This is a genomic window from Candidatus Tectomicrobia bacterium, from assembly GCA_016192135.1.
In the GTDB taxonomy this organism is placed as follows: Bacteria; UBA8248; UBA8248; order UBA8248; family UBA8248; genus 2-12-FULL-69-37.
In genome coordinates this window covers 155,886-180,880 of record JACPUR010000038.1, presented here as the reverse complement: position 1 = coordinate 180,880, position 24,995 = coordinate 155,886, and the positions used below count along the sequence as shown (strand labels likewise).

Below are 24,995 nucleotides of genomic sequence, written 5' to 3'. Positions count from 1 at the left end.
GTGGAAATCCTGACCACCGGCATCGTGGGCCTCACCGTGGCGTCCTCGTTCCTGTACGCGGTCTGGCCGCTGGTCCGGCCTCCCGAGGACGCCGGGAGCGTCCTGCCCGATGCGAACGGCCGCGAGACGCGCGAGCACGAGATCACGCGCCTGCTCCTGGAGCGCGATCAGGCCTACAAGAGCATCATGGACATCGAGTTCGACCGGCAGATGGGGAAGCTCTCGGACGAGGACTTCGCCCAGATGATGGAGGGAGCCCGCGCCCGGGCGCTGGAGGTGCTCCGCAAGCTCGAGGCGCGAGGGGTGGAGGAAGGCGCCGTCCCGGTTCGGATCGATGAGCGCGAGGCCGGCCTCGCGGCCGAACAGTTCGCGGCGGGCGCCGAGGCGGCCGGGGAGGAAGATGAAGAAGAGGAAAGCGCGGAAGATTCGCTCGACGCCCGGCTGGAGGAGGAGATCCTCGCCTACCGCAAGGTGAAGCCCGCCGAGGGCGCCCCCAAGCCCGCCCCGCGGCCAGCGGCCAAGCCGAGGGCCGCGTCGGCCGCCCGGTTCTGCCCCTCCTGCGGGGCGAAGGCCGGGGAGAGCCACAACTTCTGCGCCGCCTGCGGGTTCAAGCTCAAATGACCCCGTTCTCCCGCGCCCTCATGCGCCGCGTGCCGCCCGGTTTCCTTCCCGCCATGGCGGCGGCCCTTCTCCTGGGGGTGCTTCTCGCGGCCTCCCTTCCGCCCGCCGCCGCTTTTCCCGGCGCCGCCCCCGGCGGCTCCACCCAGACGCAGGGAGCTCCCCCGGCGCCCGAAGCCGGCAAGAAAATCGAGGGCCCGACCAGCTTCGACACGTCCTCCATCGTCTTGTTCCGGCACCTGATCTTCGTGCGGCTGGACAAGGGTTTCTACGAGGTCATGGAGCTTCTCGACTTCGAGAACAAGGGGAAGGCCACCGTCGTCTCGAAGGACGGGTCGCCCACCATGCGCCTCGCCCTCGCGCGGAGCAGCAACGTGCGCAATCCGGACGCCCGGATGGAGGCCGCGCCGCACGGCCTGGACCCGAGCCTGCTCAAGGCCATGGGCTCCGAGATCAGCACCACGGAGCCCATCCCGCCCGGGCGGAAGATGGTGGTCTACCTCTACAAGCTGGCGGATGAGTACGGCGGCATCACTGTCGAGAAACCCCTCCTCTACGGGACCGAGAACTTCGTCCTCCTCTACGAGAAGGACCGCGTCCAGGCCTCGGCCACGGGATTCACCCCCCAGGACCCCGTCACCTTCCAGGAGCGGCAGTACGAACGTTTCCTGGGCCCCGCCAAGGCCGGCTCCACCGTCCGCTTCCACATCCAGGCGCCCGCCTCGGGCGGGGAGCTTTGGATGTTCTACGCGGCGGGAGGCGCTTTCCTGCTCGTGGGTGGGGGGGTGGCCCTCTGGGTGAGAGGGCGGCGGAACCAGTCGCTCTCCCTTCGGGTGGAGCGGGAGGCGCTGCTGCGCCAGATCGCCGCCCTGGACGACCGCCTGGCCCAGGGCAATATCTCGCCCGGCGAGCACGGCCGGGAGCGCCGCCCGCGCTTCGCCCGCCTGCGCGAACTCTCGGGCGGGTGACCCCGATGCTCGAGGCCGCGGGCCTGAGCCGGCGCTACGGCTGGCGCTGGGCCCTGAGAGAAGTCAACCTGGCCATGCCCTGGGGCTGCTCCCTGGCCCTCCTCGGATCGAACGGAGCGGGCAAGTCCACCCTCCTCAAGATGCTGGCCGGCTTGCTCCGGCCCACGGCGGGGCAGGTGAGGCTCGACGGCGCCGCCCCGGACCGCGGCCGGATCGGCCTCGTGGGCCACGACCCGCTCCTGTACCCCTCCCTGACCCTCCGGGAGAACCTCGAGTTCGCGGCCAAGCTCTTCGGCCTGCCGCGCCAGGGCCGCGCCGAGCGGATCGAGGAGGTGGGCGAATGGCTCGGCCTGGCCGAGCGCCTGGACGAGCCCGTCCGCTACCTGAGCCAGGGGCTCCGCCAGCGGGCCTCCCTCTGCCGGGCCCTCCTCCACGCCCCGGACGTCCTCCTCCTGGACGAGCCCTTCTCGGGCCTGGACGTGCGGGCGGCGGACCGCCTCGAGCGCCTCGTGAACGGCTACATGGGCGGCGGGAAGCGCCTCCTCGTCTTCACGACCCACGATCCGGAGCGGGCCGGCGCCATCGCCAAGGAGGCGGCCCTGCTGGCCGGGGGGCGGGTGGCCATGCGGGTGCCCGCCGGGGAGGCGGGGGCGTTCCGGAGCGTCCTTCAGGGCGCCGCGGCGCGGGAGGGGGCGGCCTGAGCCGGTTCCTGGAAGTGGTGTGGGCGGTCGTGGAGAAGGACCTCCGGCTGGAGCGGCGGGCGAAGGAGAGCTTCGTCATCATGCTCGTCTTCTCCCTGCTTGTCCTGGCCCTCTTCAGCTTCGCCTTCGGCCCCGAGGGCGGCCCCAGCGGCGAGCCGGGCGCGGTGCAGGCGGGCATCCTGTGGGTGGCCTTCCTCTTCGCCTCGGTGGTGGGCCTCTCGCGGTCCATGGGGGTGGAGCGGGAGAGCGAGGGCTTCACCATGATGCGGCTGAGCCCGGCCGAGCCCGCGGCGCTCTTCCTGGGGAAGATGGCCTCGATCCTTATCCTGATGGCGGGGATGGAGGCGGCCGGGTTCGCGGCCCTGGCGGTCCTCTACCGGGCGCCGGTGGGCCAGGCGGCCCTCGAGCTGGCCCTGGTCGCCGGGGCGGCCACGGTGGGGATCGCGGCGGTGGGCACGCTCTTCGCGGCCATGAGCGTGCGCACCCGGACGCGGGAGGTGCTTCTCCCGGTGCTCATGTTCCCCCTCCTGGTCCCCGTGCTGATCGCGGCCGTGAAGGGGACGGCGGCCTTCCTGGGGGGGCGGGGATGGGCGGACGCGGGAGACTGGGTGCGCCTCCTCGTTGTGTACGACGTGATGTTCGTGATAGCATCGGCGCTGGCTTTCGAGTTCGTTATAGCCGATTGATTTCAATGTTTTTTCCGGTGAAACTTAAGTTTTTGCATCAGATCGGTTCCGGGGGAGGATGAGGGGTGGGAAGCGACGCGGGTCTGTTCCTCGGCGTCACCGGAGCGGCGGCCCTGCTGCTGATCCTCGCCGCCAAGGACGAGGGCAGGGATCGCTGGCTGGGCCTGGCGGCGGCGGCTCTCCTCGTCTTCGGCATCTACGCCGGGCTCTTCATCGCCGGGACGGACCGCTTCCAGGGGCCGCCCCAGCGCATCTTCTACGTGCATGTGCCGGCCGCCTGGATCGCCTTCTTCGCGTTCTTCCTGGTCTTCATCTTCTCGGTGCGCTACCTCGCCTGGCGGGGGGAGAACGACGACATCCGGGCGCACGCCTGCGCCGAGGTGGGGGTGCTCTTCGCCACCCTGGTCCTCATCACCGGGCCCATCTGGGCGCGGCCCATCTGGGGGGTGTGGTGGACCTGGGACCCGCGCCTGACGACCTCCCTCATCCTCTGGCTCATCTACGTGGGCTACCTGATGCTGCGGGCCTACATGACCGACCCGGACCAGCGGGCGCGCTTCGCCGCCGTGCTGGGCATCGCGGGGTTCATCAACGTCCCCATCACCCATCTCTCGGTGGTGTGGTGGCGGACGCTGCACCCGGGCCCGGTGGTGCTGCGCAGGGGGGGGATGGGCGAGCTCCCGGCCACCATGCACGTGGCGCTGTGGAGCTGCCTGCTGGCTTTCACGCTGCTCTTCATCTACTTCGTCCGGAAGCGGACGGCCATCGAGCGCCTGCAGGCGCGGGCCGAGGCCGCGCACGCCGGCGCGGGAGGCTGACATGGGATACGTCGCCGCGGCCTACGCGGTCACGATCATCGGCATCGGGTACTATTGGTGGACGCTGTGGGAGCGCAGCGCCCGCCTGAGCCGCGAGCTCGGGCGGTCCCGGCCGCCGCGAGAGGACAGGGGATGAGGTTTCCGGGCCGGCTCCTCCTGGCGCCCTTTCTGGGCGGAATGCTCCTCCTCGCCGCCCCGGGGGCCTGGGCCGCCGAGCCCAAGGCCTTCGTGGAGCCCAAGACCACGGTGGACGAGGTGACGGGGGCCATCATGAGCCCCGTGTGCCCGGGCAAGCTCCTGCACGACTGCCCGAGCGCCGAGGGGGCCCAGCTCCGCGAGCTGGTCCGCCGCAAGGTGGTGGCGGGCGAGACGAAGGAACAAATCGTCCGCTACTTTGTTGATGTATATGGGATCTCGGTCCTGCCCCAGCCGCCGGCCGAGGGCTTCCTGCTCACGGCCTGGCTCCTGCCGCTGGCGGGGCTCATCGCCGGCTTCGGCGTGGTGATCGTGATGGTGCGGGCGTGGACGGCGCGGGGCCGGGCGCGCCGGGAGCGTCCGGCGGAAAAGGAAGAGGCGGGCGCGGGAGGGGGAGAAGACCCTCTCGAGGACCGCCTGCGGCGCGAGTTGAAGGATTTCGGGAACTAGCGGGGCCCCCGAATGAGGCCGAGGAAGATGGGATTCACGCCGAAGCTGATCCTGGCGGACAACGTGGAGGGCCTGGGCCGCCGCAGGTCGAGGCGCCGGCGCGCGCGGGGATGGGTGGCCCTCGTCCTCCTGCTGGCGCTCCTCCCGCTCCTGGCATGGGGCTACGCCAATCTCGACCGCGTCGGCTCCCTTCTCCTCAAGTTCCAGAAGGGGTCGGCCCTCCCGCCCGAGACCCTCGACGTCTTCTCGAAGATGTCCATGCTCTCCCAGCCCCAGCGGGCGGCGGCGCCGGACTTCTTCCTCCGCACCCCCGAGGGCCAGAACCACACCCTCTCCCAGCACCGCGGAAGGGTGGTGCTCCTGAATTTCTGGGCCACCTGGTGCCCGCCCTGCGTCCGCGAGATGCCCGCCATGGAGCGCCTCTACGCGGAGTTCAAGGACCGGGGGCTCGATATCGTGGCCATCTCGGTGGACCAGGGGAAGATCGACGAGGTGCGGGGCTTCGCGGAGAAGCTGAAGCTGACGTTCCCCATCGTCCTCGACCCGGCCCATGACGTGAAGAACACGTATCAGATCCGGGCCCTTCCCACGACCTACGTGGTGGACCGCGAGGGCCGGATCATCGCCTGGGGAATGGGCTCGCGGGAATGGGACAGCCCCGCCGCGCGCGCCCTGATCGAGCATCTGCTGGGCGGAAAAGCGCCGAAACGGAGCGGCACGGCCGCCGCCCCCCCCCGGAAAGATGGCAGGAGAGGGTAGCGATGGAGCGGCTGAAGACGGCGGAAAAGCCCGGGGAGACGGAGGGCCGGGAGAAGGCGGGAAGCGCCGCCGGCGAGCGGCGCGCCAAGCGGATGGCCCTGGCCTTCATCCTGGCGCCCATCCTGGCGACCTTCCTCTGGGGCCTGTACGGGTGGCTCAACAAGCCCCCCGAGAAGAAGGACGAGGGGCCCATCGTCGCCCTCGGGGCGCCCGCCCCGGAGTTCACCTTCCCCGCCCTCGGCGGCGGCGCCATCTCCCTGGCCGACTACAGGGGGAAGGTGGTGCTGGTGAACATCTGGGCCACCTGGTGCCCGCCCTGCATCGACGAGCTGCCCTCGCTCCAGAACCTCTACCTCCGGATGAAGGAGAAGGGCCAGCCCTTCGAGATCCTCGGGGTGAGCATCGACGCCCTCGGGGCCGACGCCGTGCAGAAGTTCGTGGAGCGCTTCAAGCTGACCTTCCCGATCCCCCTCGATCCCCGGGGCCAGATCAAGAAGCTCTACCGCACCACCGGGGTGCCCGAGAGCTTCTTCGTGGACCCCCAGGGGCGGCTCGTGGAGAAGATCATCGGGGCCCGCAAGTGGGACAGCCCCGAGGTCATCTCCTTCGTCGAGCAGATGCTCCGCAACGCCCCGGCGGGCGGCCCGGCCCAGGCCGCGCCGAAGGCCTCGCAGGCAAAGCCCTGAAATAGCAGACCCCACAGGTTTTGCCGTGCTTGAAGTCCCGCCGCGACGATGTCTTCCACGGCCCTTGGGGAGAGGCGCCCCCGCCTGTCATTCTGAGCGCCGAAGGCGCGAAGAATCTCGGTTTGTCCGATCGAACCTGCACACCGAGATCCTTCGCTTTGCTCAGGATGACATCCAAACCTATCATGGCTTCATTCGGCTAAACGGCAACTGAATCCGCCTCTCCCCCTACAGCTCGAACCCCAGCCGCAGCCGGCCGTTCAGCCTGCGCAGCTGCTCCATGATGGCCGGGGTGATGGGGACGCCGGTGCGGCGGTTCTCCTCCTCGGCGATGGCCTCGGGCTCGCCGTGGATGTAGATGCGGTCGCGGCCGGCCGCCTTCTTGGACGCGCGGATGCGCTCGAAGGTCTTCTGCATCTGGGCGAAGACGACCTTGGGGTCCCGGAAGCCCGAGATCTTGATGGCCCCCATGAAGTGGCCCGTGGAGGGCGTGCCCTCGCCCGAGGCCCCGGCGATGCGGGCGTCGAGGTCCGAGCCGGAGAGGAGGCTGCACAGGAGCTCCACCATGAGCGAGAGGCCGTAGCCCTTGTGGCCGCCGAGCTCGGGGTCCTCCCCGCCCAGGGGGAGGAAGGGCACGTCGTGCAGGAGGATGCTCCGCTCGTCCAGGCGTGGGGGGCCGTAGGAGCTGGGCACCCAGCCCTTGGGGATGGGGCGGCCCTCGCGCAGGGCGGTCTCCACCTTCCCGGCGGCGACCACGGCGGTGGCCATGTCCAGGTAGAAGGGCGTGCCGCCCGGCCCGCCGGGGATGGCGACGCTCATGGGGTTGGTGCCGAAGAGGGGCTCGTCCCCGAAGGTGGGGGTGGTGCGGCGGCCGCCGTTGCTCATGCTGATGCCGATGTAGCCCCGGTCCATCGCCTTCTTCGCCCAATGGCCCGCGAAGCCGAAGTGGCTGCTGCTCCGCACGGCGACGAAGCCCGAGCCGTGCCGCTCGGCGCGCGCCATGGCCTCCTCCATCGCCCGGTTCGAGGCGATGATGCCGATGGCGTTGTCCGCGTCGAGGACGGCCGTGGTGTCGGAGTGGGACTCAAGCTTCATCCGCGGGTTCTTGTTGATGAGGCCGCGCTCCAGCCGCACGAGGAAGAAGTTGATGCGGGCCGCCCCGTGGCTGCGGATGCCCCGGAGGTCGGCGCTGACGAGGACGTCGGCCACCAGGCGCGCGTCCGCCTCGGGCACCCCCACCGTCCGGAAGGCCGAGGTGATGAAGGAGTGGATCACGTCCGGGGGGAAGCGCAGGGTGCCGGGGGGGAGAGGGCCGGTTTCGACCATCGCGGATCGCCTCCTCGCGCGGGTGCCGCATGAAAGGGGGTTGCCTGCCGCCTGGTGACGGAATCCCGGAAAGATAGGCGAATTCCGGACCGCTGAAAAGGGGCGAAGCTCCGTTCGGAATGACAACCCGTAGGGGCAGGCCCCCGTGCCTGCCCTGGGCGGCCGATCCCTTGGGTCCCCGAACCGGCCTGCCGGTTCGGGAGGGGGGGCCGCCCCTACGTTTTAATTGTCGCTGCGAAGAATATCCGGCAGCCCCCCCGCGCGTGGCGGAGGGCGCGCGTCCCGGTATATGGTGAGGCATCGAATCGGAGGACGGCGCCTCCCGCGCGCGGGCGGCCCGCCGGGGCAGCACGGGGGAGGAGCGTTCCCGCATGGCCAAGGTCGCGGTGATCCGGGGGGACGGCATCGGGCAGGAGGTGGTCCCCGAGGCGGAGCAGACCATCCAGGCGGCGGCGGAGGCCGCGGGCTTCCCGGTCGAGTTCACCCAGCTCGACTGGGGGAGCGAGCGCTACCTCCGCGAGGGGCGGGCCATGCCCGAGGACGGCTGCGAGACCCTCAAGAAGTTCGACGCCATCCTGCACGGCGCGGTCGGAGGGCACCCCAAGGTCAAGGGGCCCGTCGTGCAGGAGCACATCCTCCTGGGAATCCGCTTCGGGCTCGACCTCTACGCCAACATCCGCCCCTGCCGCCTCTACCACGAGGACCTGAGCCCGCTGAAGGGCAAGAAGGCGGGGGACATCGACCACGTCGTTTTCCGGGAGAACACCGAGGGCCTCTTCGTGAACGTGGGCGGCTTCTTCAAGCAGGGCACCAAGGACGAGGTGGCCCTCCAGGAGGAGATCCACACCTACAAGGGGGTGGAGCGGGTCATCCGCTCGGCCTTCGTCTTCGCCCAGCGCCACAACCGGAAGAAAGTGACCATGGCGGATAAAGCCAGCGGCCTGCGCTACGCCGGGGGCATCTGGCGCCGGGTGTTCGAGGAGGTGCGGGCGGATTTCCCCGGAGTGGAGTCCGAGGCCAAGCACATCGACGCCGTGGCCATGGAGCTTATCCAGCACCCCGGGCACTTCGACGTGATGGTGACGAACAACATGTACGGCGACATCCTGAGCGACATCACCTCGGGCCTGGTGGGGGGGCTCGGCCTCGCCCCCTCGGCCAACCTGAACCTGGAAACCACCTGCTTCTTCGAGCCCGTCCACGGCACCGCCCCCGACATCGCCGGGCGGGGCATCGCCAACCCCATGGCGGCCATCCTGACCGGGGCCCTCATGCTGGACCACCTGGGCTGCCTGAAGGGAGGCGAGGCCATCCGCCGGGCCGTCGAGGAGGCCATCGCGGCGGGCGAGCGCACCGGGGACCTGGGCGGGAAGCTCAACACCCGGGCTGTCGGGGAGGCGGTGCGGAAGAAGGTGAGGGTGTAGGGGGGGGAATCGGCGGCGGCCGGAGGGCAGCGGAATGGCCGCTGTAGGGGCGAACCTCGTGTTCGTCCCTGTTCGGTCAATGGGTGATAGCGGCAGATTCGCCCTCTCTCTTTGGGAGAAGGCCGGGGTGAGGGAGGGTTTGGGACGCCTGCTTTTCCCTCCCCCTCCGGGGGAGGGTAGGGTGGGGGGGCACGGCCCTGCAAGTTCTCCCTCCCCCTGCCCCCTCCCGGAGGGAGGGGGAAATTCCAATGCGAAGACCTCGGTCGTGGAGCATGTGCAAAATCAGTTCAGATGATGGATCGGCGTCCCATTGCCTTACGGAGATCCAAATGCCCAGGAAGGAAGTCTTCGAGGTCGAGAAAATCCCCTTCAAGGCGGTGGGGTGGGGCCGGAGCAAGATTCTGGTCGGCCCCAGCTCGAACGGCGCCGAGCACGTGCGCGTGGGCGTGACCGAGTACGACCCCTCGACCCCCCACGAGCCCCACAGCCACCCGGGGCAGGAGGAGGTCATCTGGGTGCTCTCGGGCAAGGGCTACACCGAGACGAAGGGGGAGCGGATTCCCCTCGAGCCCGGCAAGGTGGCCTACATCCCCGGAGGTGTCGAGCACAAGACGGCCGCCGTGGGCGGCAAGATGACCGCCATCATCATCAAGGGGCCGGTCCGGGACGCCGAGGGGAAGGCGAGCTGATTGTCGTGGTGGGTCATCTTTGTAGTCGGTGAGGGGATGTCATTCCGAGCGCCGGAGGCGCGAGGAATCTACTTGTATTGCCACTGACGAAGATTCCTCGCTTCGCTCGGAATGACAGCAGCATCGTCGAACCGTTCCATACTTTCCGATTGGCCGTCGGCGCCGGGATGCCCTATCTTGGAATCAGCGCCGCCCTCCCGCCGAATCGCGCTTGCGGAAAAAAACCTTCCCGATCACGAACGTGCGCGAAATTGGCGGAAATTGCTGTAACCGGCTTTTCTCTCCCCGGCATTACATTGGCCTCCGGGCGGGCCGCGCCTCCATGCAGGGGCGGGGGCGTTTGCCGTTGAATTTGAGACGCGGGGATGAGACGGGAGGTTTCAGGGATATTCAGGGATGTTCAGGCTTATTCAGGGATATTCAGGCTTATTTTTTACGCGCGCGCGAGGAGGGGCGGAGCCCCTGGGGCCGGGGGTGGCTCCACCGGCTGTTCACGATATTTCACGATATTCCAGCCCAAAAAATCCGCGGACGTTCTCGGAGGCAAGCCAATATTCCCGCTTTTCCCGATATTCCCCGATATTCGAGGCGGAAAATTTCCGTTCAGGCCGGGCGGACCCTCGCCCGGCCGCCCCGGACCTCGAGCCGGGTGCCGAGGGGCTCGCACAGGCGCTCCACGAGCCGGACGATCTCCCGGCCCTTCGGGCCCGAGGGGGGAAGCAGGCGGGGCGGGGCGAAGACGCCCGCCTGGCAGGGGATGAGATGGGGGTCGCGCACCTCCCGCCGGCCGAGGGTGCAGCCGAAGAGGAAGGTCTGGCGGGTGGCGGCGGTGAAGAAGGGAACCTTGAAGTCGAAGAGGAGGTTCCCCATGCTGTACACGATGGGCTTCCGCTTGTAGAGCTCGATCCCCTGGAGGACGTGGGGATGCCCGCCCAGGACGAGGTCCGCCCCGGCCTCGACGGTCGCGTGGGCGATCTCGCGCTGAAAGGCCCGCGTCTCGTGGGTCATGCTCGTCCCCCAGTGGTGGTTGACGATGAGGACGTCCACCTTCCGGCGCAGGGCCGAGACCGCCCGCTCCATCTCCCGGAGGTCCTCCGGCACCGTCCAGGTGTGAATCTCGGCCGGGGCGCCGGGGTACTCGGCGGGGTTCATGCGGGGGCGGTAGGCGGTGAGGGCCCGCAGGCGGTTCACGCCGGGCTTCGAGGGCCCGGCGGCGCATCCGTAAGGGAGGATCGAGGAGAAGGCCAGGAAGCCGATGCGCAGCCCCTTGCGCTCGATGAGGGCGGGCCTTCGAGCCTGGGCAAGATTCTTCCCGGCCCCGGCGAAGGGGAGGCCGCGCCGCTTCAGGAGGTCGAGGGTGTCGAAAAAGGCGTCCTCGCCGTAGTCCATGGCGTGGTTGTTGGCGAAGGAGAGGAGGGAGAAGCCGGCATCGAGGAGGGCTTCGTCCATCTCGGGCGCCCCCCGGAGCAGGATCTTGTCGGGAGCGCCGCGCCCCCGGCGGGAGAGGGGGCATTCGAGGTTGGCGAAGGCGGCTCCGGCCCGGCGGAAGATGGGTCCGATTTCCCCGAAGGCGCCCTTGCCCTTCGCCCGGTTGAGGGCGACGTCCCCTCCCGCGAGGAAGGTGCAGGTGGCCGCCATCACTCGGTGAGGCAGAGAGCGTGATCGGGCTGGAAGGTCAGGTACACCTTCTGTCCTTTCGAAAGCTGCTCGAAGTGGTCGATCTGGATGCCCATCTCATATTGCCCCACCTGGACCTGGCAGTCCAGGAAGTTCCCGAGGTAGACGGTCTCGATGACCCGGCCCTCGATCAGATTGCCGCCGCCCTGGGGCGGAGAGGTCTGGAGGGTGATGTCCTCGGGCCGGACGCTCAGGATGACGCGGCCGCCGGCCTTGGCGCCGTCGCCCCCCGCGGCCTTCAGGCGCAGGGGGGAGGAGCCGTCGAGGGGGATCTCGATGTCGGCCATCTCGCCGGAGCGGCCCAGCAGCTTGCCCTCGAGGAGGTTCGCCACCCCGATGAAGTTGGCGACGAAGGCGTTGGCGGGCCGGGCGTAGATGGTGTGGGGGTCGCCGATCTGCTGGATGACGCCCTTGTTCATCACCACCACCCGGTCGCTCATGACGAGGGCCTCGGCCTGATCGTGGGTCACGTAGACCGAGGTGATTCCCACCTCGTGCTGGAGGCGGGAAAGCTCGACCCGCATCTGCTCGCGCAGCTTGGCGTCGAGGTTGCTCAGGGGCTCGTCGAAGAGGACCACCCTGGGGTTGTAGACGATGGCTCGGGCGAGGGCGACGCGCTGGCGCTGGCCGCCCGAGAGCTTGGTGGCGTAGCGGTCGGCCACGTGGCCCAGCCCCACGAGCTCGAGCGCCCGGGTGGTCTTCTCCTTGATCTCGGCCCGGCCCCGCCGGCGCACCCGGAGGCCGTAGGCCACGTTGTCGAACACCGTCATATGCGGCCAGACGGCGTAGCTCTGGAACACCATCCCGAGGTTGCGCTGCTCCGGGGAGAGATAGACGTTCTTGTCCACCGAGGCGACGAGCTCCCCCTCGATGCGGATGTCCCCCCCGTCGGGGCGCTCGAGGCCGGCGATGCAGCGCAGCGTGGTGGTCTTCCCGCAGCCGGAGGGACCCAGGAGGGTGACGAACTCGCCCTGCTCGACCCGCAGGTCGATGGAGTTGACCGCGACTTCCTCGCCGAAGCGCTTGGTGAGCTGCTGGAGCTCCACGAAGGACATGAAGAACCTCGGTCAGGGCCTGACGGCTAGGGTGTGCTCGGGGTCCAGGCGGAGATACACGCGGTCGCCGGGGCGGAGGAGCTCCCGTGAGTGCGCGAGGACCTTCCACTCGAAATCCCCCCACCGCACCCGGCAGTCCTGGCAGTTGCCGAGGAAGATGGTCTGGATGACCTCGCCGCGGATGCCGCCGCCCTTGCCCTCGGCGTCGCGGAGCGCGTCCACGTTCTCGGGGCGGACGGAGAGGACGGCCTCGGCGCCCTCGCCGACGCCGTCCGCGAGCAGGCACGGGAGGCGGACCTTCTCGCTCCCCTGGGCCACCTCGATCTCCCCGCGGCCGGAGCCGAAGGCGCGGACGATGCGGCCCTCCAGGAGGTTGGCCACGCCGATGAAGTTGCTGACGAAGCGGTTGAGGGGACGGGCGTAGATGGCGTGGGGGCCCCCCGTCTGCTGGATGACGCCCTTGCTCATGACGATGATCTCGTCGCTCATGACCAGGGCCTCGGACTGGTCGTGGGTCACGTAGACCGAGGTGATCCCGACCTCGCTCTGGATGCGCTTGAGCTCGATCCGCATCTGCTCGCGGAGCTTGAGGTCGAGGTTGCTCAGGGGCTCGTCGAAGAGCAGGAGGCGGGGCCGGAAGACGATGGCCCGGGCCAGGGCGGCGCGCTGCTGCTGCCCGCCGGAGAGGTTCGTCGCGAGCTTCGAGGCCATGTCCGAGAGGCCGACCAGGCGGAGGGCATCGGCCACACGGTCGTCGATCTCGGAGCGGTTCATCTTCCGGATTTCGAGGGGGTAGGCCACGTTCTGGTTCACGGTCATGTGGGGCCAGATGGCGTAGCTCTGGAAGACCATGCCGATGTCGCGCTTCTCGGGGGGGAGATAGGCGCGCCGGGAGACGGAGGTGAAGATCGTGCCGCCGACCTCGATCTCGCCGGCGTCGGGCTTGTGGAGCCCGGCGATGCACATGAGGGTGGTGGTCTTCCCGCAGCCGGAGGGCCCCAGGAGGGTCAGGAACTTTCCCTTGGGGACGCCGAAGGAGATGCCGTCGACCGCCCGATCGTTGCCGAAGTACTTAACCAGCCCTTGCACTTCGAGATAGTTGCCGCCCTTCACTCCATTCTCGCCCATTTCCCCTGGAATCCCCGGCTCTCAAGCGGCGAGCGCTTCCTTGCCCGCCAATCTGCGGAAAAGATAAATGCACAAGAGCAGCACAACGCTTTGGGCCACCGACAGGGCCGTGGTCAGCGGCTCGTTCTCGTACGTGGTGAGGTAATAGACCCCCACCGAAAGCGTCTCGGTTCCTCGTGTGTACAGGATAATCGAAATAGGAAGCTCGCGCAAAAAGATGACGAAGAGGAGAATCCACCCCGCGAAAATGCCCGGTTTCAAAAGGGGAATCGTGATTCGCTTGAGCGTGGTCAGCCAGGAGGCCCCGGCCATGCGGGAGCTCTGGTCGAGCTCCTCCGAGACCGCCAGCATCACGGCGGAGATGTTCCGCTGGCCGTAAGGAAAGTACCGGGTGATATAGGCCAGCAGGAGAATCCAGATCGTGGCGTAGATGGGCGTGCGGATGTAGGTGACCAGCACGCCCATGGCCAGGACGATCCCGGGGAAGCCGATGGGGATGACGCACAGGAAATCGAGGAGGGAGGTTCCCCGCCCCTTCGTGCGGTGGACCGCGTAGCTCACGACGAGGGAGAGGATCATGGCGATGGTCGCCCCGAGCAAGGCGAGGAAGAGGCTGTTGAACACGCCGTTCGTGGCCGCGACGATGCGGTCCGGCGACCAGAAGAAGAGCACGCGCCGGTAGTTGTTGAGGTTGAATTCGTCCCAGATGATCCGCCCTTCCCACACCCCGTGGAGGCTGACGGCGAACAGGCAGGCGAGCGGGAGGAGCACCGCGATGAGGATGTAGAGGAAGTTGTAGCCGAAAGCCGCCCACTTCCATTTCCCCAGGTCGATGGTGTTGGGGCGGAAGCCCTTGCCGGTGACGGTGGTGTACTCGCGGGGGGCGATGATCCGCCGCTGGACCCAGATGAAGAAGGCCGTGATGGCGCCGAGCATCATGCTCATCGAGGCGCCCAGGTAGTGATTGGCGTCGTCACCCACGGCCCGGGTGAATATCTGGGTGGTGAGGGTTTCCCATCCGAAGGGGGCGCCCAGCTTGAAAGGCACCCCGAACTCGCCCGCGGTGGTCACGAAGACGATGATGGCTCCGGACAGGATGCCGGGCGTCACGAGGGGAAGGGTGACGGTGAGGCTGGTGCGGAGCAGACCGGCGCCGGTGGTGCGGGCGCTGTCCTCGAGGGAGGGGTCCATCCGCCGCAGGGAGCCGACGACGAAAAGATAGACGAGGGGGGTGAAGAAAATGCCCGTCACCCACATGATGCCGTACAGGTTGTTCACGTTGAGGAGGTATCCCTGGACGCCCAGGTACTCGCGCGCCCAGGCGTTGAGCAGGCCCACCCTGGGCGAGGCGAGGTTGTGCCAGGCAATCGCGCCCACGAAGGGGCTCAAGAAGAAGGGAATGAGGTTGAAGGGCTCGAATTTTTCCCGCCAGGGGCAGTTGGTGCGGGCGTTGATCCAGGCGAGCGAGACGCCGAGGAACGTGGCGAGGATGGTGGTCCCGACGCAAATGTAGATGGTGTTGAGAAAGGCCTTGAAGATAATCCGGTCATGGAAGAGAGCCTGGTAGTTGTCCAGCCCCCAGGCCGTCCCGAAGCCGGAGTCGTCCAGCACGCGGAAGCTGTTCAGAACGAGCGCGCCCAGCGGGAGGATGACGGCGGCGCCGACGACCAGGCTCGCAATCGTGGTGACGAGGGTCTCCTGTGTGAGGAGGGATCTCCACCGGCCCGGCTTTTCCATCTCGGCGTATCGGGTAATCGTCTCGGTCGCCATTTTTCTTCCCGTGCATGCGGTGCCAAATTCAAGACAGGCGGGGCCCCGGTTCGGGGCCCCGCCGAAGTGACCCGCGACAGACTACCGGAACATCTTCTGCCATTCGCCCCGGACCGTCTTGTGCTGCGCGCCGGCCTTGAGCCAGTCCTTCAGGCCGATGGCCTTCACTTCCTTCATGAACCAGATATCCTTGGGAATCGTCCAGCCCTTCATGAAGGAGTACATCCCCTCGTGCTTGGCCATGAGGTCCGCGCTTTCCTTGGTGAGGAAAAATTCGATCAAGAGCTTGGCCGCGTTCGGATGGGAAGCGCCCTCGAAGGCCGCCATCTGATTGCCCAGCATGACATGGCCCTCGGAGTAGGTGCCGAGCTTGATCTTGTCCTTGAGCTCGGGCTTCCCGGCGATGGCCTGGGGGACGCGGGCGGCCAGGTTCCAGGTGTCGATGGGGCGCTCGCACGTCAGCACCATCTGCATCTTGGGCTCGGTGCGGAACTCGATGACCGGGTTCGTCGCCTTCAGCATCTTGAAGAACTTGTCCATGTCGACGCCGGTTTCCTTCAGGCCGATCGTCGTGTTCGTGTAGGTCAGGCTCCGGGTCAGGTCGGACGCGATGGTCTTCCCCTTGAGGGCGGGCGCGACCGTGTCGAAGATGGACTTGGGCTGGAAATTCTCCATGCCCGGGCAGCCGGAGTTCCAGACGGGGACGAAGGTGTAGGCGAAGGGCGTCACGACATAGGGAAGCTTGAAATACTGGCCCGCCTTCTTCATGCCCTCCTCGTGGTCCTTCCAGCGGCCGCTTTCGAGCTTGAGGAATACCCCCTGCTTGGCGGCGGCGTCGAAGAAGGCCGGCGAGTTCACGAACATGGCGTCCACCGTGAACCGCTTCGCCTGGATCTCCTGGCGCACCTGGGCCACGACGGGTCCAGTGCCCTTCCGCAGGTTGTTGAACTTGAAGCCGTCCCCGAGATTGTAATACTTGATGAACGCGGGGCCGAAGACCCTCTCCGTGCTGTCCGCGAGGATGGGGTTGATGATGGTGACCGAGCCTTCCTTCTTGGCCTCCCGGATCAGCTTTTCCTCGTGGGGCATGACCTGGGCGCCCGCGGGGCTCCCGGAGAGGGCGAGAACGGCGAGCGTGGCCACGGAAGCGCATGTGCGGAGCGCAAAAAGCCTCAGGCGAACCTGCATCGGTCATTCTCCTTTTTATGATGTGCTAGCGGCCGGAGCCAAAAACAAAGATCCCAAGCCTCCCTTTATCGGAGGCGGGCATCCGCGATGAGGTATTCTCACGTGTTAATTCAGGCCGAAAAATAGCAGATTTTGTCCCTCTGTCAAACCTGGCCCCGCCAAGCCGGATGGACATGCCGGGGAGGCGGTGGGGCGCCGGAGGCCTGCGCGCCCTGGGGAAGGCGGCCGGTGCAAGCGGGGGCGTCCCGCCGGTGCATCCTTCGGTATTCGGAGCGGACCGGCGGCGGCGCCTTGAAACTCGGGCGATTTTTTCTACAATGGTGCCATCACCGATGTAGCGCACCGCCCGGTCGGTGAATCTGCGCCACCTGGAGGGGGAGGAAGCCGCGCTTGCGCCTGTTCGCCGCAGAGGACACGAAGAAGGTCGACGCGCTCTACCAGCAGAGCGATTGGAACAAGATCATCGCGCTGCTGGGCCGCAAGCCCCCCGAGGAGTACGATGACATCCGCCTCCTGAACGACCTGGCCGTCGCCTACCATCAGCTCCAGAAATTCGACCAGGCACTGGCCGTCTGCGAGCAGATAGGCAAGCTGGAGCCGAACCCCGACCTGGTCCGCCAGCAGACGGAGTTGACTCCCCGCTACATGCGCTACCACGCCATCATGGGCGAGGTCCTCTACCGCAAGGGGGAGATGGACCGGGCCCTCGACATCTTCACCCGCCTCAAGGTGGTCGGCACCCGCTTCTCGGACAAGTACTACTACTCGGGCCGCATCCACACGAAGAAGGGCAACTACCGCATGGCCCTCTTCGAGTTCAAGGGCATGGTGGACAACGTGCCCAACCGCATCCGGGACGCCATCCGGGGGCTGGGCGAGCTCATCGCGGCCTGCCCCGGCCAGGCCGAGGTGTACGCCCAGCTTCACCGGGCCTGCCAGCAGAGCGGGAAGCTGGACGAGTACCTCTCCCGCTACAAGAAGGAGCTGGCCGAGGCCCCGGGGGCGCTGCCGGCCGGCCTGAAGGTGGCCAGCCTCCTCTTTCACAAGGGAGACAAGGCGGGCGCCGAGAAGATCCTCGCCTCCCTGAATCCCGAGGATAACCGGGAAAAGGGCTGGCTGGCCCTCGTCCGGGGGGATTGGGCCCTGGGCGAGAAGGGAGCGCCGGGCGCCATGCCGCACTACCAGGCGGCCGAGGCCCTGCTGCCTCCCGGGGACCTCACCCTCGTCGAGCGCCTCGAGGATCTCCTCCGGCGGCCCGACGCGGGCCCCGACATCCGGAGCAAGCTGGCCAAGCTCTCGGAGGCGGGGGGCGACGCGGAGCGCGCCTGCCGCCACCTGGAGGCCATCGTGGCCGCGCTTCCCGCCGACGCCGAGGCCAGGACTTCCCTGGGGCGGGTGCTCCGGACGATGATGGCCGACGCCTTCGCCGCGAACGACCTGGAGAAGGCGGGCGGCGCGGCCGACAAGCTGACGCAGTACTTCCCTCAAGACGCCGAGGCCGCCGCCCAGGCGCAGCAGATCCGCGAGGTCCTCCGGAGCCGCCGCAAGGAGGAGCTGGAGAGGCTCCTCGCGGGGCGCATTGTCCCGAGCAAGGCGGCCCAGGCTCATTTCGAGCTGGCCAGCCTGGAGCGCGATTTCGGGGCGGGCGAGGACGTCATCCTCTCCCACCTCCAGAAGGCGGCGGTGGAGCGCTCTCCCGTGCGGGCCGAGGCGCTCCGCGAGATGAGCCGGATTCACCTGGAGAAGGGGGCGTTCGACGTGGCCGAGAGCGTCCTCGACATCCTCTTCTCCCTGAAGCTCGTCGAGGAGAACCGCCTCGAGTGGGGCTACGACGCCGCCGAGGCCTTCGAGGGCAAGGGGCAGAGGAAGCCCGCCCAGAAGTACTACGCCATGGTGGCCGCCGCCGACGCGGGCTTCCGCGACGCCGCGGCCAAGGCGCAGGCGCTCGGCCAGGCCCTTCAGGCGGCCCCCCAGGCCACCGCCCCCGCCGCGCCGGCCGGCCCGGTGGACCCGATCCAGTTCCTCTCGCGGCGCTACGACGGCATCGTCGAGCTCGGCCGGGGGGCGATGGGCGTGGTGTACAAGGCCCGGGACAAGATCCTCGACCGGCAGGTGGCCATCAAGATGATCCTGGGGGACCTCGGGAAAGACCCCGAGGCGCTCGGCCGCTTCATCACCGAGGCCCAGAGCGCCGCCGCCCTGGAGCATCCGGGCATCATCACCATCTACGACATCCGCACCGATGACCCCATGTTCATCGTGATGGAGTTCGTGGACGGGAAGAGCCTCGGCGGCCTCGTCGCCGGCCGGAAACTCCCGGTGGCCCAGTTCGCCAAGCTCGCCATCCGCATCTGCGAACCGCTCGCCTTCGCCCACCAGGCCCAGGTCATCCACCGCGACCTCAAGCCGGACAACATCATGGTCACCAAGAACGGCGGAGTGAAGGTGGCCGACTTCGGCCTCGCCCGGAAGGGCGGGGGGAGCGGCATGACCCAGGTGGGCCAGGTCATGGGGACACCCTACTACATGTCGCCCGAGCAGATCCGGGGCGGCGCCGTGGACGGCCGCAGCGATCTCTATTCCCTCGGCATCATGTTCTACGAGCTCCTCACGGGGGCGGTCCCCTTCAAGGAGGGCGACATCGCCTACTTGCACATGCACGAGGAGCCTCCACGCATCTCGCTCAAGAACCCCGAGGTCTCAAAGCCTCTCGAGGACATCGTCTTGCGGTGCCTGAAGAAGACGCCCGAGGAGCGCTACCAGAGCGTCGATGAGCTGCTCGAGGCGCTCAAGGCGCTGGCCTAGCCCCGCGCGAGCGGGAAGGAGCCCACGTGGAGCAGGCAGTCGAACCGACGCGAATCGCATGTCCCGAATGCGGGGCGGTCTACCGCGTGAACCGGCCCGCCGCCGAACTGGCCCGGGCCCGCGTGAAATGCAAGAAATGCGGCTGCACTTTCACCCCGGCCGTCTCGGACGGCGCCGCCGCTCCGGCCGCTCCCCCGGCGGCCCCGGCGCCCACCACGGCCCCGGCTTCTCCTCCGGTGGCTCCTGCCGCGAGCGCGCCCGCTCCCTCCGGGCCTCCGGCCGGCGCTGGCGCCCCCGATCCCTTCGAGCGCCTGGAGGACCACATCGGGGAGCTGAATCGCGCCCTTTACACGGCCCGGCAGGCGTCGCCGACGGCGATCCCCGAGGCCGTCGTCGGCCAGGCCCAGGCCATCGGGGAGGCCCTGGTCGAGGCCAAGCGGATGCAGAATGTCCTGAAGCGGGGCGGGAAGGACCTCGAGACCCTGCTGGAGGTCAGCCAGGCCCTGAACCAGGAGCACGAATTGAGCAAGCTCCTGGAGAGGATCATGGACTACGCCATCCCCACCCTGAACGCCAAGCGGGGTTTCCTGATGCTCCGGAACGAGGGCACCGGCGCCCTGGAGGTGAGCGTGGCCCGGGGCATGGGCGGCGACCTCGAGCAGGGCGAGGCCCGGCTCTTCAGCACCGGCGTGGCCAGCCGGGTGGCGGTGGAGGGGGCGCCCTTCTTCACGGCGAACTCGAAGGGTGACACCCGGACGGCGGGCTTCGCGAGCGTCATGCGGTCGGACGCCCGCGCCATCCTTTGCGTGCCGGTGAACTACAAGGAGCGCAACCTCGGCACCCTCTACGTGGACAACCAGGCCGGCGCCCCCGGCTTCACCCAGGACCTGGTCCGGCTGGCGCAGTCGTTCGCCGGCGCGGCGGCCGGGGCGCTCGAGAACGCCCGCCTCTACCAGAACATCGAGGAGGAGACGCGCAAACGGTCTAGCCTCTCGCGCTACCTCTCCCCGGCCATCGTGGAGGACATCCTCAAGCAGGAGAGCGACCTGGCCCTCGGCGGCTCGACCGTGGAGTGCTCGGTGCTTTTCTCGGACGTGGTGGGCTTCACTCCCTTCAGCGAGGCCCTCCGCCCCGAGGAGCTGGTCGAGCTGCTGAACGAGTATTTCACCCTGATGGCCGAGATGATCTTCAAGAACTACGGCACCCTCGACAAATTTATCGGAGACGCCACCATGGCGGTCTTCGGGGCGCCCGTCTACGAGCCCGACCACGCCGCCTGGGCCGTCAAGGCGGGGCTCGACATGATCGCCGCGGCGGACGGGCTGATGGAGAAGTGGAAAGCCGAAGGGAAGCCCACCTTCAAGATGCGGGTGGGGGTGAACTCCGGCCCCGTCGTCGCGGGCAATCTGGGCTCCCCCCAGCGCATGGACTACACCGTCATCGGCGACGCCGTGAATCTCGCGAACCGCATGGAGAGCGCCGCGAAGCACAACTCTGTGGCCGTCAGCGCCGCCACCTGGGAGAGGATCAAGGACTACGCCCAAGGCGAGGCCCTGGGGCCGGTGAAGGTGAAGGGGAAGTCCGAGGAAGTGCCGGTCTACATCGTCAAGAGCATCCAGCCCCCCTCGCGGGAGGCCGGCCAGGTCAAGCGCACCACCCCGCGCGCGGACGTGGAGCTCTTCGCCATCTACGTGCAGGAGGGAGTCAGCGGCACCCGGCAGGGCATCATCCGCAACATCAGCGTCGGGGGGGCGCTCCTCCAGACGAGCTTCCCGGCGGACGCGGGCAACTCCATCCGCCTGAACTTCACCATCGCCGGCGGGGGAGGGCAGGTGAAGGACCTCGTGGGGCATGTCGTCCGGGCGACCTGGACCGAGGAGGGCGGCCGCAAGGGCTACATGGTCAACCTGCAGTTCCTCGACATCGGGGAGGAAGCCCGCTCCGTCGTCTCCCAATACGTCGCCAAGAAAAACATCTAGGACAGCCCTGCATTGTCATCCGGACCGCACGGCGACCTGATCCGCGTCCGCCGCATTCCCGCTCCGCCGGGCCTCTTCATGGATCACGTGAACGTGATCCTGGTCGGCCGGAAGCCCCTCGCCCTCCTGGACGCCGGCTATGCCGAGACGGCGGGGGAGCTGGCGGCCTGGCTCAAGGAGGCCGCGCCGGACGGGCTCGACATGCTCATCCTCACCCACTTCCACCGGGACCACATGGGCGGTGCCGCCGCCGTACATGAAGCCACGGGAGCCAGGATGCTGGCGCACCCCATCGAGATTCCCCTGATGAAGGACCGGCAGCCCTCCCTGAAGGAAATCGAGCCCATCGAGGAGGGCGCCCGGCTGCGCTTCGGGGAGATGGAGCTGGAGGCCCTCCTCACCCCGGGGCACTCGCCCGGGCATCTCTCCTTCTGGTGGGAGGAGGAGCGCGTCCTCTTCGGAGGGGACAACGTGCTCCTCCCGACGACGACCTCCATCCAGCCGCCCTTCGGCCGGCTGCTCGACTACCAGCGCACCCTGGAGCGCCTCCTGGCGCTCAACCCCCGGACCATCTACCCGGGGCACGGGCCGATCGTCCGGGACCCGGCCCGGCGGATCCGGGACCTGCTCCTGCACCGGGCCCAGCGCGAGGCGCAGATACTTGGATGCTTGGCCGGGGGGCTGGATGCCCCGGAGCTCATCGCCCGGCAGGTCTATCCCGACCTCGAGGAGCGGCGCCTCGGCATGGCCGCGCAGATGGTCCGCGCGCAGTTGCAGAAGCTGGCCGAAGAGGGGAAGGTGCGGGAGGAGGAGGGCCGGTACCGCCTGGCCGGGCCATGAGGCCGTCGTGAGGAAGCCTTCTTGCTGACGAACTGCCACACGCTGATCCTGCGCCGCCTGCTGGGGCACGGGGAGACGCCTCCCGAGGAAGAGCTCGATCTCTACGTCTACAACGTCTCGCCGGACAGCCTGCCGCTTTCCCAGGAATTCCGCGCACGCGAAACCCACGTCTTCGCCCCGCCGGCGGGGGCGCTGACGCGCTACCCCAAGCTGGTCTGGGTCAAGTGCCACATCGTGGTGGACAACTTCTGCCACTACGGGACGCGCGAAAAGGCGGCCTCCGGCCTCGATCCCCACGAGAAGAAAGGCTACACCTACCGCCGGGGCGCCGGCCTCATCCCCCTGGTGCGGGACTTCGCCCGCGAGATGGGCCAGGACCTGGACCTTCGGTCGGCCCACTACCTGGCGCACGTCCTCGTCGAAATCGCGGTGGACTACTGCATCTACCGGGACGACCGGAGCGTGCCCCTGATCATGAGCGGCATGCGCACCGGGATGACGGACGAGCAGCGGCGGGAGTTCGTCGAGGGCATCGCGCTCCTGTACGGCTGCGAGCCCGCGAAGGTGGAGAGGAGCCAGGGCGCCCCGGCCCGGTTCTACGGGAGCATGTACGGCATCGACTCCCTCTACCTGGACGGGCGGACGAAGATCATCCTTCGGAAGCTCCGCCTGCCCTACAGCGAGGAGAACACCGCCCGGGCGCGGGAGCTCATCCTCGCCGCGGCGGAGAGGGCGGGGGATTACGAGGAGTTCGTGGAGGGGGCCGTCGCGGCGCTCGCGGACCGCGGGGCATGGGCGGGGGAAGGAAGCCTGGCGGCGGAAGATCAATAGGACGCCTGGCCCCGGCCGAAAGCGAAGCAGGGGAGCCTCGGCTCCCCGCCCGCGCTGCTTCAGCTAAGGTACGCTTGCTCTAGCGTGCTACTTGACGGCGCTCTTGAGCCCCGCTCCCGCCTTGAACCGGGGAACCTTGGACGCCTTAACCTGGATCGTCTCGCCCGTTCTTGGGTTCCTCGCTTTGCGCGGGCCGCGCTTGGAGATGCTGAAGGTCCCGAACCCGGTCAGGGTGACCTTGTCCCCCTTCTTGAGCGCGCCTGTGACCGTGGAGACGAAGGCGTTCACGACCGCCTCGGCCCCCGATTTGCTCAGATCCGTCTGCTTGGCGATGGCTTCGACCAGATCCCCTTTATTCATTTCTCCATCTCCTGGTCCGCAAGATGCGGTTCCATGGGCGGAAAATGCGGGCTCGACACAGGGCGGCTTTCGTCAGGCCCGGTCAGCGCCGGGGGTGAGAATCGCGGGCGGGGGTCAATTCCGGGGCGGAATCTTAACGAGAATCCGCTGGATTTGCAAGCCTGATCGCCCGAATCCTCAATAAAATTGCGGGAATCAGGGCAGCGGGAACCTCCAGTAACGCCCGCGCCGGAGCATCGCGTCGTAGGAGAAGACCACCACCCCGTCCGCCCCCGACCGTAGCGCCCCGCGCCACTGGCGCCAGAGTGGCTCCGGATCCTCCCCGAAAAGATAGGCTCCCAGGCCGATGAGCACCCGGCCTTTCCGCCGGCCGTTCTCCTCCTCCGCGGGAAGGCGCCACGCCGAGGCGCTGCGGCTGATCCGGTGAGCCAAAATCTCGTCGCGCGTGTAGTTCATCAGCACGGCCTTGTCCAGGAGCCCCTTCTCCAGCCAGCCGCGCCAGTCCTGGAAGGCGGAGAGGTAGGCGCGATCCCCCCACGGGAGGACGGCCGCCGAGAGCAGAAGGCCCGGGTGCCGGGCCCGCAGCGCCCGGTCCACCTCCCGGACCGTCTCGGTCACCTGCCGCCGGCGCCAATCGTCCCAGGCTTGGTGCTCGGCCGTGCTCCGCTGGACGCCGCCCGCCGGGGCCGCGAACCCTGTCTCCGCCCGGAAGCGCTCCGCCGGGACGCGCCCGTAGCCGAAGTCTAGGCGGGGCGCGAAGCGCGAGCCCGGCGAGATGGGCAGGGCGTATGGGTAGCGGATGTAGTCCAGGTGGACCCCCGCCAGCCCCGGGTAGCGCCGGGCCAGCTCGGAGGCGATGTCCGCCAGGCGGCGCCTCACTCCGGGATGCCCCGGATCGAGATAGATGCCGGGCGTTCCCAGCGTGAAGCCGGAGGCCCAGGAGGGCCGGCCGTCGGGCGGGTAGTCAAGCAGGGAGCGGCCGTGCAGGTCCCGGAGCACGGCCTCCGGCCCCAGCTCGCGCAGGAGGGGGGCCTCCCGGTTGCGGGCGAGCGCGAAAGCATTGATCCAGGCATGGACCCGGATCGGACGCCCCCCGCCCCCAGGCGCGGAGGCCAGCTCGAGGAGATAGGCCAGGGGCTCCCGGCCCGCCCGGCGCGAGGGCGAATCGTCCGCCAGCCTCGTCGGGAACCAGGCGCGGCCGCTCCGGTACACCTGGACATACAGGTCGGTCACGCCCGAGGCGCGGGCCCGCTCGGCGAGGGCGAGGATCCTCTTCGGGTCGTCCAAGGTGGCGTTCTGGCCCTCCGCGGGCACCCAGAGGCCCACCTCCCCCCGGGGGGGCGCCGGAGCCGCTTCCGCAAGGCAGCCGCTCCCGCCCGCCTGGAAAAGGATAAAGAAAGAAGCGGCGAGGAAGAGAAAGCGCATCAATTCTCCATCCCTCCCCGGGCCGGGCCCGACGGCGCGGCAGGGCGGGCGGATTGAGCGGCCACGAAGGAGGCCCGGGCGAGGGCCAGGGAGGCGGGGCCGGCCAGCCCCTCGCCGCCCTCGGCCAGGAGGGCCTCGATGAGATGGATGCCCAGGGGCATCTCGGGGGCGATCGTCCCGAGGATCGCGCAGGCGCCCGCCGCCAGGCCGGCCGCCAGCTCTCCCCGGTGGAGGGCGGCGAGGGCGGAGAAATCGGCCCAGTGCACCCGGGGCCCCCCGTCCGGAGAGGCGGGAGAGGACGGTGAATTCACCAGGAGCCTGCCGCCGGGGAGGAGGGCGTTCCCCATTGGCGGGATGACGGCCAGGGTAGGATCGGACACCACTTCGAGGTGGAACCGCCAGGGCGCATTCAGGTCCAGGATCGGCGCGGGGCTCAGGCGGGCGAAGGCGCGGTCGGGGGAACCGGGCGGCTGGGGCCAGGCCGGGGTGAGCGCCTGGGCGAAGAAGCCGGCCCTCTCCGCCGTCCGGCCGAGAAGCCGCGCGGCCCGGAGGAAGGCGCCGCCCCCATCCATCTCCCGTCTCCCGTGGAAGCAGATAGCGCGAATGGCGCTTCCTCC

The 24,995-nt window shown here is 68.5% G+C and carries 24 protein-coding genes; 15 read left to right on the top strand and 9 right to left on the bottom strand.

The window, feature by feature from the left end; all coding sequences use genetic code 11:
- From HYZ11_16530 to HYZ11_16490, 9 genes are all read left to right on the top strand, one after another.
- Positions 1–621, top strand: coding sequence for a zinc ribbon domain-containing protein (locus HYZ11_16530; protein MBI3129215.1), 621 nt, complete (start codon positions 1–3; stop codon positions 619–621).
- Positions 618–1,586, top strand: a complete 969-nt coding sequence (locus tag HYZ11_16525) for a hypothetical protein (GenBank protein ID MBI3129214.1) — start codon at positions 618–620, stop codon at positions 1,584–1,586. Before HYZ11_16530 ends, HYZ11_16525 begins: the two co-directional genes overlap by 4 nt.
- A gap of 5 nt (positions 1,587–1,591) precedes the next feature.
- The gene (locus HYZ11_16520; protein MBI3129213.1) at positions 1,592–2,287 is read left to right on the top strand and encodes an ABC transporter ATP-binding protein; all 696 of its coding nucleotides are present in this window, start codon (positions 1,592–1,594) and stop codon (positions 2,285–2,287) included.
- A 29-nt stretch (positions 2,288–2,316) separates the two neighbouring features.
- On the top strand, positions 2,317–2,973 hold the full coding sequence (locus tag HYZ11_16515; GenBank protein MBI3129212.1) for a heme exporter protein CcmB: 657 nt from the start codon (positions 2,317–2,319) through the stop codon (positions 2,971–2,973).
- A 119-nt stretch (positions 2,974–3,092) separates the two neighbouring features.
- Positions 3,093–3,791, top strand: a complete 699-nt coding sequence (gene ccsA / locus HYZ11_16510) for a cytochrome c biogenesis protein CcsA (protein MBI3129211.1) — start codon at positions 3,093–3,095, stop codon at positions 3,789–3,791.
- Position 3,792: 1 nt separating this feature from the next.
- Entirely contained in the window at positions 3,793–3,927 is a 135-nt protein-coding gene (locus HYZ11_16505; GenBank protein MBI3129210.1) for a CcmD family protein, read from the top strand.
- Positions 3,924–4,436 carry a cytochrome c-type biogenesis protein CcmH gene (locus HYZ11_16500; protein MBI3129209.1) on the top strand — a complete coding sequence of 171 codons (513 nt, stop codon included), beginning with the start codon at positions 3,924–3,926 and terminating at the stop codon, positions 4,434–4,436. The genes HYZ11_16505 and HYZ11_16500 overlap by 4 nt, the downstream gene beginning before the upstream one ends.
- Positions 4,437–4,463: 27 nt before the next feature.
- A complete protein-coding gene (locus HYZ11_16495) occupies positions 4,464–5,195 on the top strand; it encodes a TlpA family protein disulfide reductase (GenBank protein MBI3129208.1) in 732 nt (243 codons plus the stop codon).
- Between the two features lie 2 nt (positions 5,196–5,197).
- Positions 5,198–5,881, top strand: a complete 684-nt coding sequence (locus HYZ11_16490; protein ID MBI3129207.1) for a TlpA family protein disulfide reductase — start codon at positions 5,198–5,200, stop codon at positions 5,879–5,881.
- 228 nt (positions 5,882–6,109) lie between these two features.
- Here the strand turns inward: HYZ11_16490 and HYZ11_16485 are convergent, their stop codons facing one another.
- A complete protein-coding gene (locus HYZ11_16485; protein ID MBI3129206.1) occupies positions 6,110–7,207 on the bottom strand; it encodes an Ldh family oxidoreductase in 1,098 nt (365 codons plus the stop codon).
- Between the two features lie 371 nt (positions 7,208–7,578).
- On the opposite strand from HYZ11_16485, the gene HYZ11_16480 reads away from it, so the two are divergent.
- Entirely contained in the window at positions 7,579–8,631 is a 1,053-nt protein-coding gene (locus tag HYZ11_16480; protein ID MBI3129205.1) for an isocitrate/isopropylmalate dehydrogenase family protein, read from the top strand.
- 329 nt (positions 8,632–8,960) lie between these two features.
- Positions 8,961–9,320, top strand: coding sequence for a cupin domain-containing protein (locus tag HYZ11_16475; GenBank protein MBI3129204.1), 360 nt, complete (start codon positions 8,961–8,963; stop codon positions 9,318–9,320).
- Positions 9,321–9,923: 603 nt separating this feature from the next.
- Here HYZ11_16475 and HYZ11_16470 read toward each other — a convergent pair.
- From HYZ11_16470 to HYZ11_16450, 5 genes are all read right to left on the bottom strand, one after another.
- Positions 9,924–10,958, bottom strand: a complete 1,035-nt coding sequence (locus tag HYZ11_16470; GenBank protein MBI3129203.1) for a CapA family protein — start codon at positions 10,956–10,958, stop codon at positions 9,924–9,926.
- Positions 10,958–12,052, bottom strand: a complete 1,095-nt coding sequence (locus tag HYZ11_16465; GenBank protein ID MBI3129202.1) for an ABC transporter ATP-binding protein — start codon at positions 12,050–12,052, stop codon at positions 10,958–10,960. The genes HYZ11_16470 and HYZ11_16465 overlap by 1 nt, the downstream gene beginning before the upstream one ends.
- Positions 12,053–12,064: 12 nt before the next feature.
- Positions 12,065–13,180 carry an ABC transporter ATP-binding protein gene (locus HYZ11_16460; protein ID MBI3129201.1) on the bottom strand — a complete coding sequence of 372 codons (1,116 nt, stop codon included), beginning with the start codon at positions 13,178–13,180 and terminating at the stop codon, positions 12,065–12,067.
- A 21-nt stretch (positions 13,181–13,201) separates the two neighbouring features.
- Positions 13,202–14,950, bottom strand: a complete 1,749-nt coding sequence (locus tag HYZ11_16455; protein ID MBI3129200.1) for an iron ABC transporter permease — start codon at positions 14,948–14,950, stop codon at positions 13,202–13,204.
- A gap of 81 nt (positions 14,951–15,031) precedes the next feature.
- Positions 15,032–16,138 (bottom strand): hypothetical protein, encoded by a 1,107-nt coding sequence (locus HYZ11_16450; protein MBI3129199.1) that lies wholly within the window; start codon positions 16,136–16,138, stop codon positions 15,032–15,034.
- Positions 16,139–16,528: 390 nt separating this feature from the next.
- Between HYZ11_16450 and HYZ11_16445 the strand changes: the two genes are divergently transcribed.
- From HYZ11_16445 to HYZ11_16430, 4 genes are all read left to right on the top strand, one after another.
- On the top strand, positions 16,529–18,943 hold the full coding sequence (locus HYZ11_16445; protein MBI3129198.1) for a protein kinase: 2,415 nt from the start codon (positions 16,529–16,531) through the stop codon (positions 18,941–18,943).
- A gap of 86 nt (positions 18,944–19,029) precedes the next feature.
- Positions 19,030–20,922, top strand: a complete 1,893-nt coding sequence (locus HYZ11_16440; protein ID MBI3129197.1) for a GAF domain-containing protein — start codon at positions 19,030–19,032, stop codon at positions 20,920–20,922.
- 12 nt (positions 20,923–20,934) lie between these two features.
- Positions 20,935–21,762, top strand: a complete 828-nt coding sequence (locus HYZ11_16435; GenBank protein MBI3129196.1) for an MBL fold metallo-hydrolase — start codon at positions 20,935–20,937, stop codon at positions 21,760–21,762.
- A 21-nt stretch (positions 21,763–21,783) separates the two neighbouring features.
- Positions 21,784–22,593, top strand: a complete 810-nt coding sequence (locus HYZ11_16430; GenBank protein ID MBI3129195.1) for a hypothetical protein — start codon at positions 21,784–21,786, stop codon at positions 22,591–22,593.
- Positions 22,594–22,680: 87 nt separating this feature from the next.
- Here the strand turns inward: HYZ11_16430 and HYZ11_16425 are convergent, their stop codons facing one another.
- The 3 genes from HYZ11_16425 to HYZ11_16415 form a co-directional block, all read right to left on the bottom strand.
- A complete protein-coding gene (locus HYZ11_16425; protein ID MBI3129194.1) occupies positions 22,681–22,953 on the bottom strand; it encodes an HU family DNA-binding protein in 273 nt (90 codons plus the stop codon).
- A 195-nt stretch (positions 22,954–23,148) separates the two neighbouring features.
- Positions 23,149–24,378 (bottom strand): family 10 glycosylhydrolase, encoded by a 1,230-nt coding sequence (locus HYZ11_16420; protein MBI3129193.1) that lies wholly within the window; start codon positions 24,376–24,378, stop codon positions 23,149–23,151.
- Positions 24,378–24,950 carry a hypothetical protein gene (locus HYZ11_16415; protein MBI3129192.1) on the bottom strand — a complete coding sequence of 191 codons (573 nt, stop codon included), beginning with the start codon at positions 24,948–24,950 and terminating at the stop codon, positions 24,378–24,380. Before HYZ11_16415 ends, HYZ11_16420 begins: the two co-directional genes overlap by 1 nt.
- Positions 24,951–24,995: the final 45 nt, after the last annotated feature.

Bases quoted from the DNA above. Each gene is read 5' to 3' on its own strand.
- HYZ11_16525 (MBI3129214.1), top strand. From the start codon at position 618: ATGACCCCGTTCTCCCGCGCCCTCATGCGCCGCGTGCCGCCCGGTTTC.
- HYZ11_16520 (MBI3129213.1), top strand. From the start codon at position 1,592: ATGCTCGAGGCCGCGGGCCTGAGCCGGCGCTACGGCTGGCGCTGGGCC.
- HYZ11_16505 (MBI3129210.1), top strand. From the start codon at position 3,793: ATGGGATACGTCGCCGCGGCCTACGCGGTCACGATCATCGGCATCGGG.
- HYZ11_16500 (MBI3129209.1), top strand. From the start codon at position 3,924: ATGAGGTTTCCGGGCCGGCTCCTCCTGGCGCCCTTTCTGGGCGGAATG.
- HYZ11_16495 (MBI3129208.1), top strand. From the start codon at position 4,464: ATGGGATTCACGCCGAAGCTGATCCTGGCGGACAACGTGGAGGGCCTG.
- HYZ11_16490 (MBI3129207.1), top strand. From the start codon at position 5,198: ATGGAGCGGCTGAAGACGGCGGAAAAGCCCGGGGAGACGGAGGGCCGG.
- HYZ11_16485 (MBI3129206.1), bottom strand. From the start codon at position 7,207: ATGGTCGAAACCGGCCCTCTCCCCCCCGGCACCCTGCGCTTCCCCCCG.
- HYZ11_16480 (MBI3129205.1), top strand. From the start codon at position 7,579: ATGGCCAAGGTCGCGGTGATCCGGGGGGACGGCATCGGGCAGGAGGTG.
- HYZ11_16475 (MBI3129204.1), top strand. From the start codon at position 8,961: ATGCCCAGGAAGGAAGTCTTCGAGGTCGAGAAAATCCCCTTCAAGGCG.
- HYZ11_16470 (MBI3129203.1), bottom strand. From the start codon at position 10,958: ATGGCGGCCACCTGCACCTTCCTCGCGGGAGGGGACGTCGCCCTCAAC.
- HYZ11_16465 (MBI3129202.1), bottom strand. From the start codon at position 12,052: ATGTCCTTCGTGGAGCTCCAGCAGCTCACCAAGCGCTTCGGCGAGGAA.
- HYZ11_16460 (MBI3129201.1), bottom strand. From the start codon at position 13,180: ATGGGCGAGAATGGAGTGAAGGGCGGCAACTATCTCGAAGTGCAAGGG.
- HYZ11_16455 (MBI3129200.1), bottom strand. From the start codon at position 14,950: ATGGCGACCGAGACGATTACCCGATACGCCGAGATGGAAAAGCCGGGC.
- HYZ11_16450 (MBI3129199.1), bottom strand. From the start codon at position 16,138: ATGCAGGTTCGCCTGAGGCTTTTTGCGCTCCGCACATGCGCTTCCGTG.
- HYZ11_16425 (MBI3129194.1), bottom strand. From the start codon at position 22,953: ATGAATAAAGGGGATCTGGTCGAAGCCATCGCCAAGCAGACGGATCTG.
- HYZ11_16420 (MBI3129193.1), bottom strand. From the start codon at position 24,378: ATGCGCTTTCTCTTCCTCGCCGCTTCTTTCTTTATCCTTTTCCAGGCG.
- HYZ11_16415 (MBI3129192.1), bottom strand. From the start codon at position 24,950: ATGGATGGGGGCGGCGCCTTCCTCCGGGCCGCGCGGCTTCTCGGCCGG.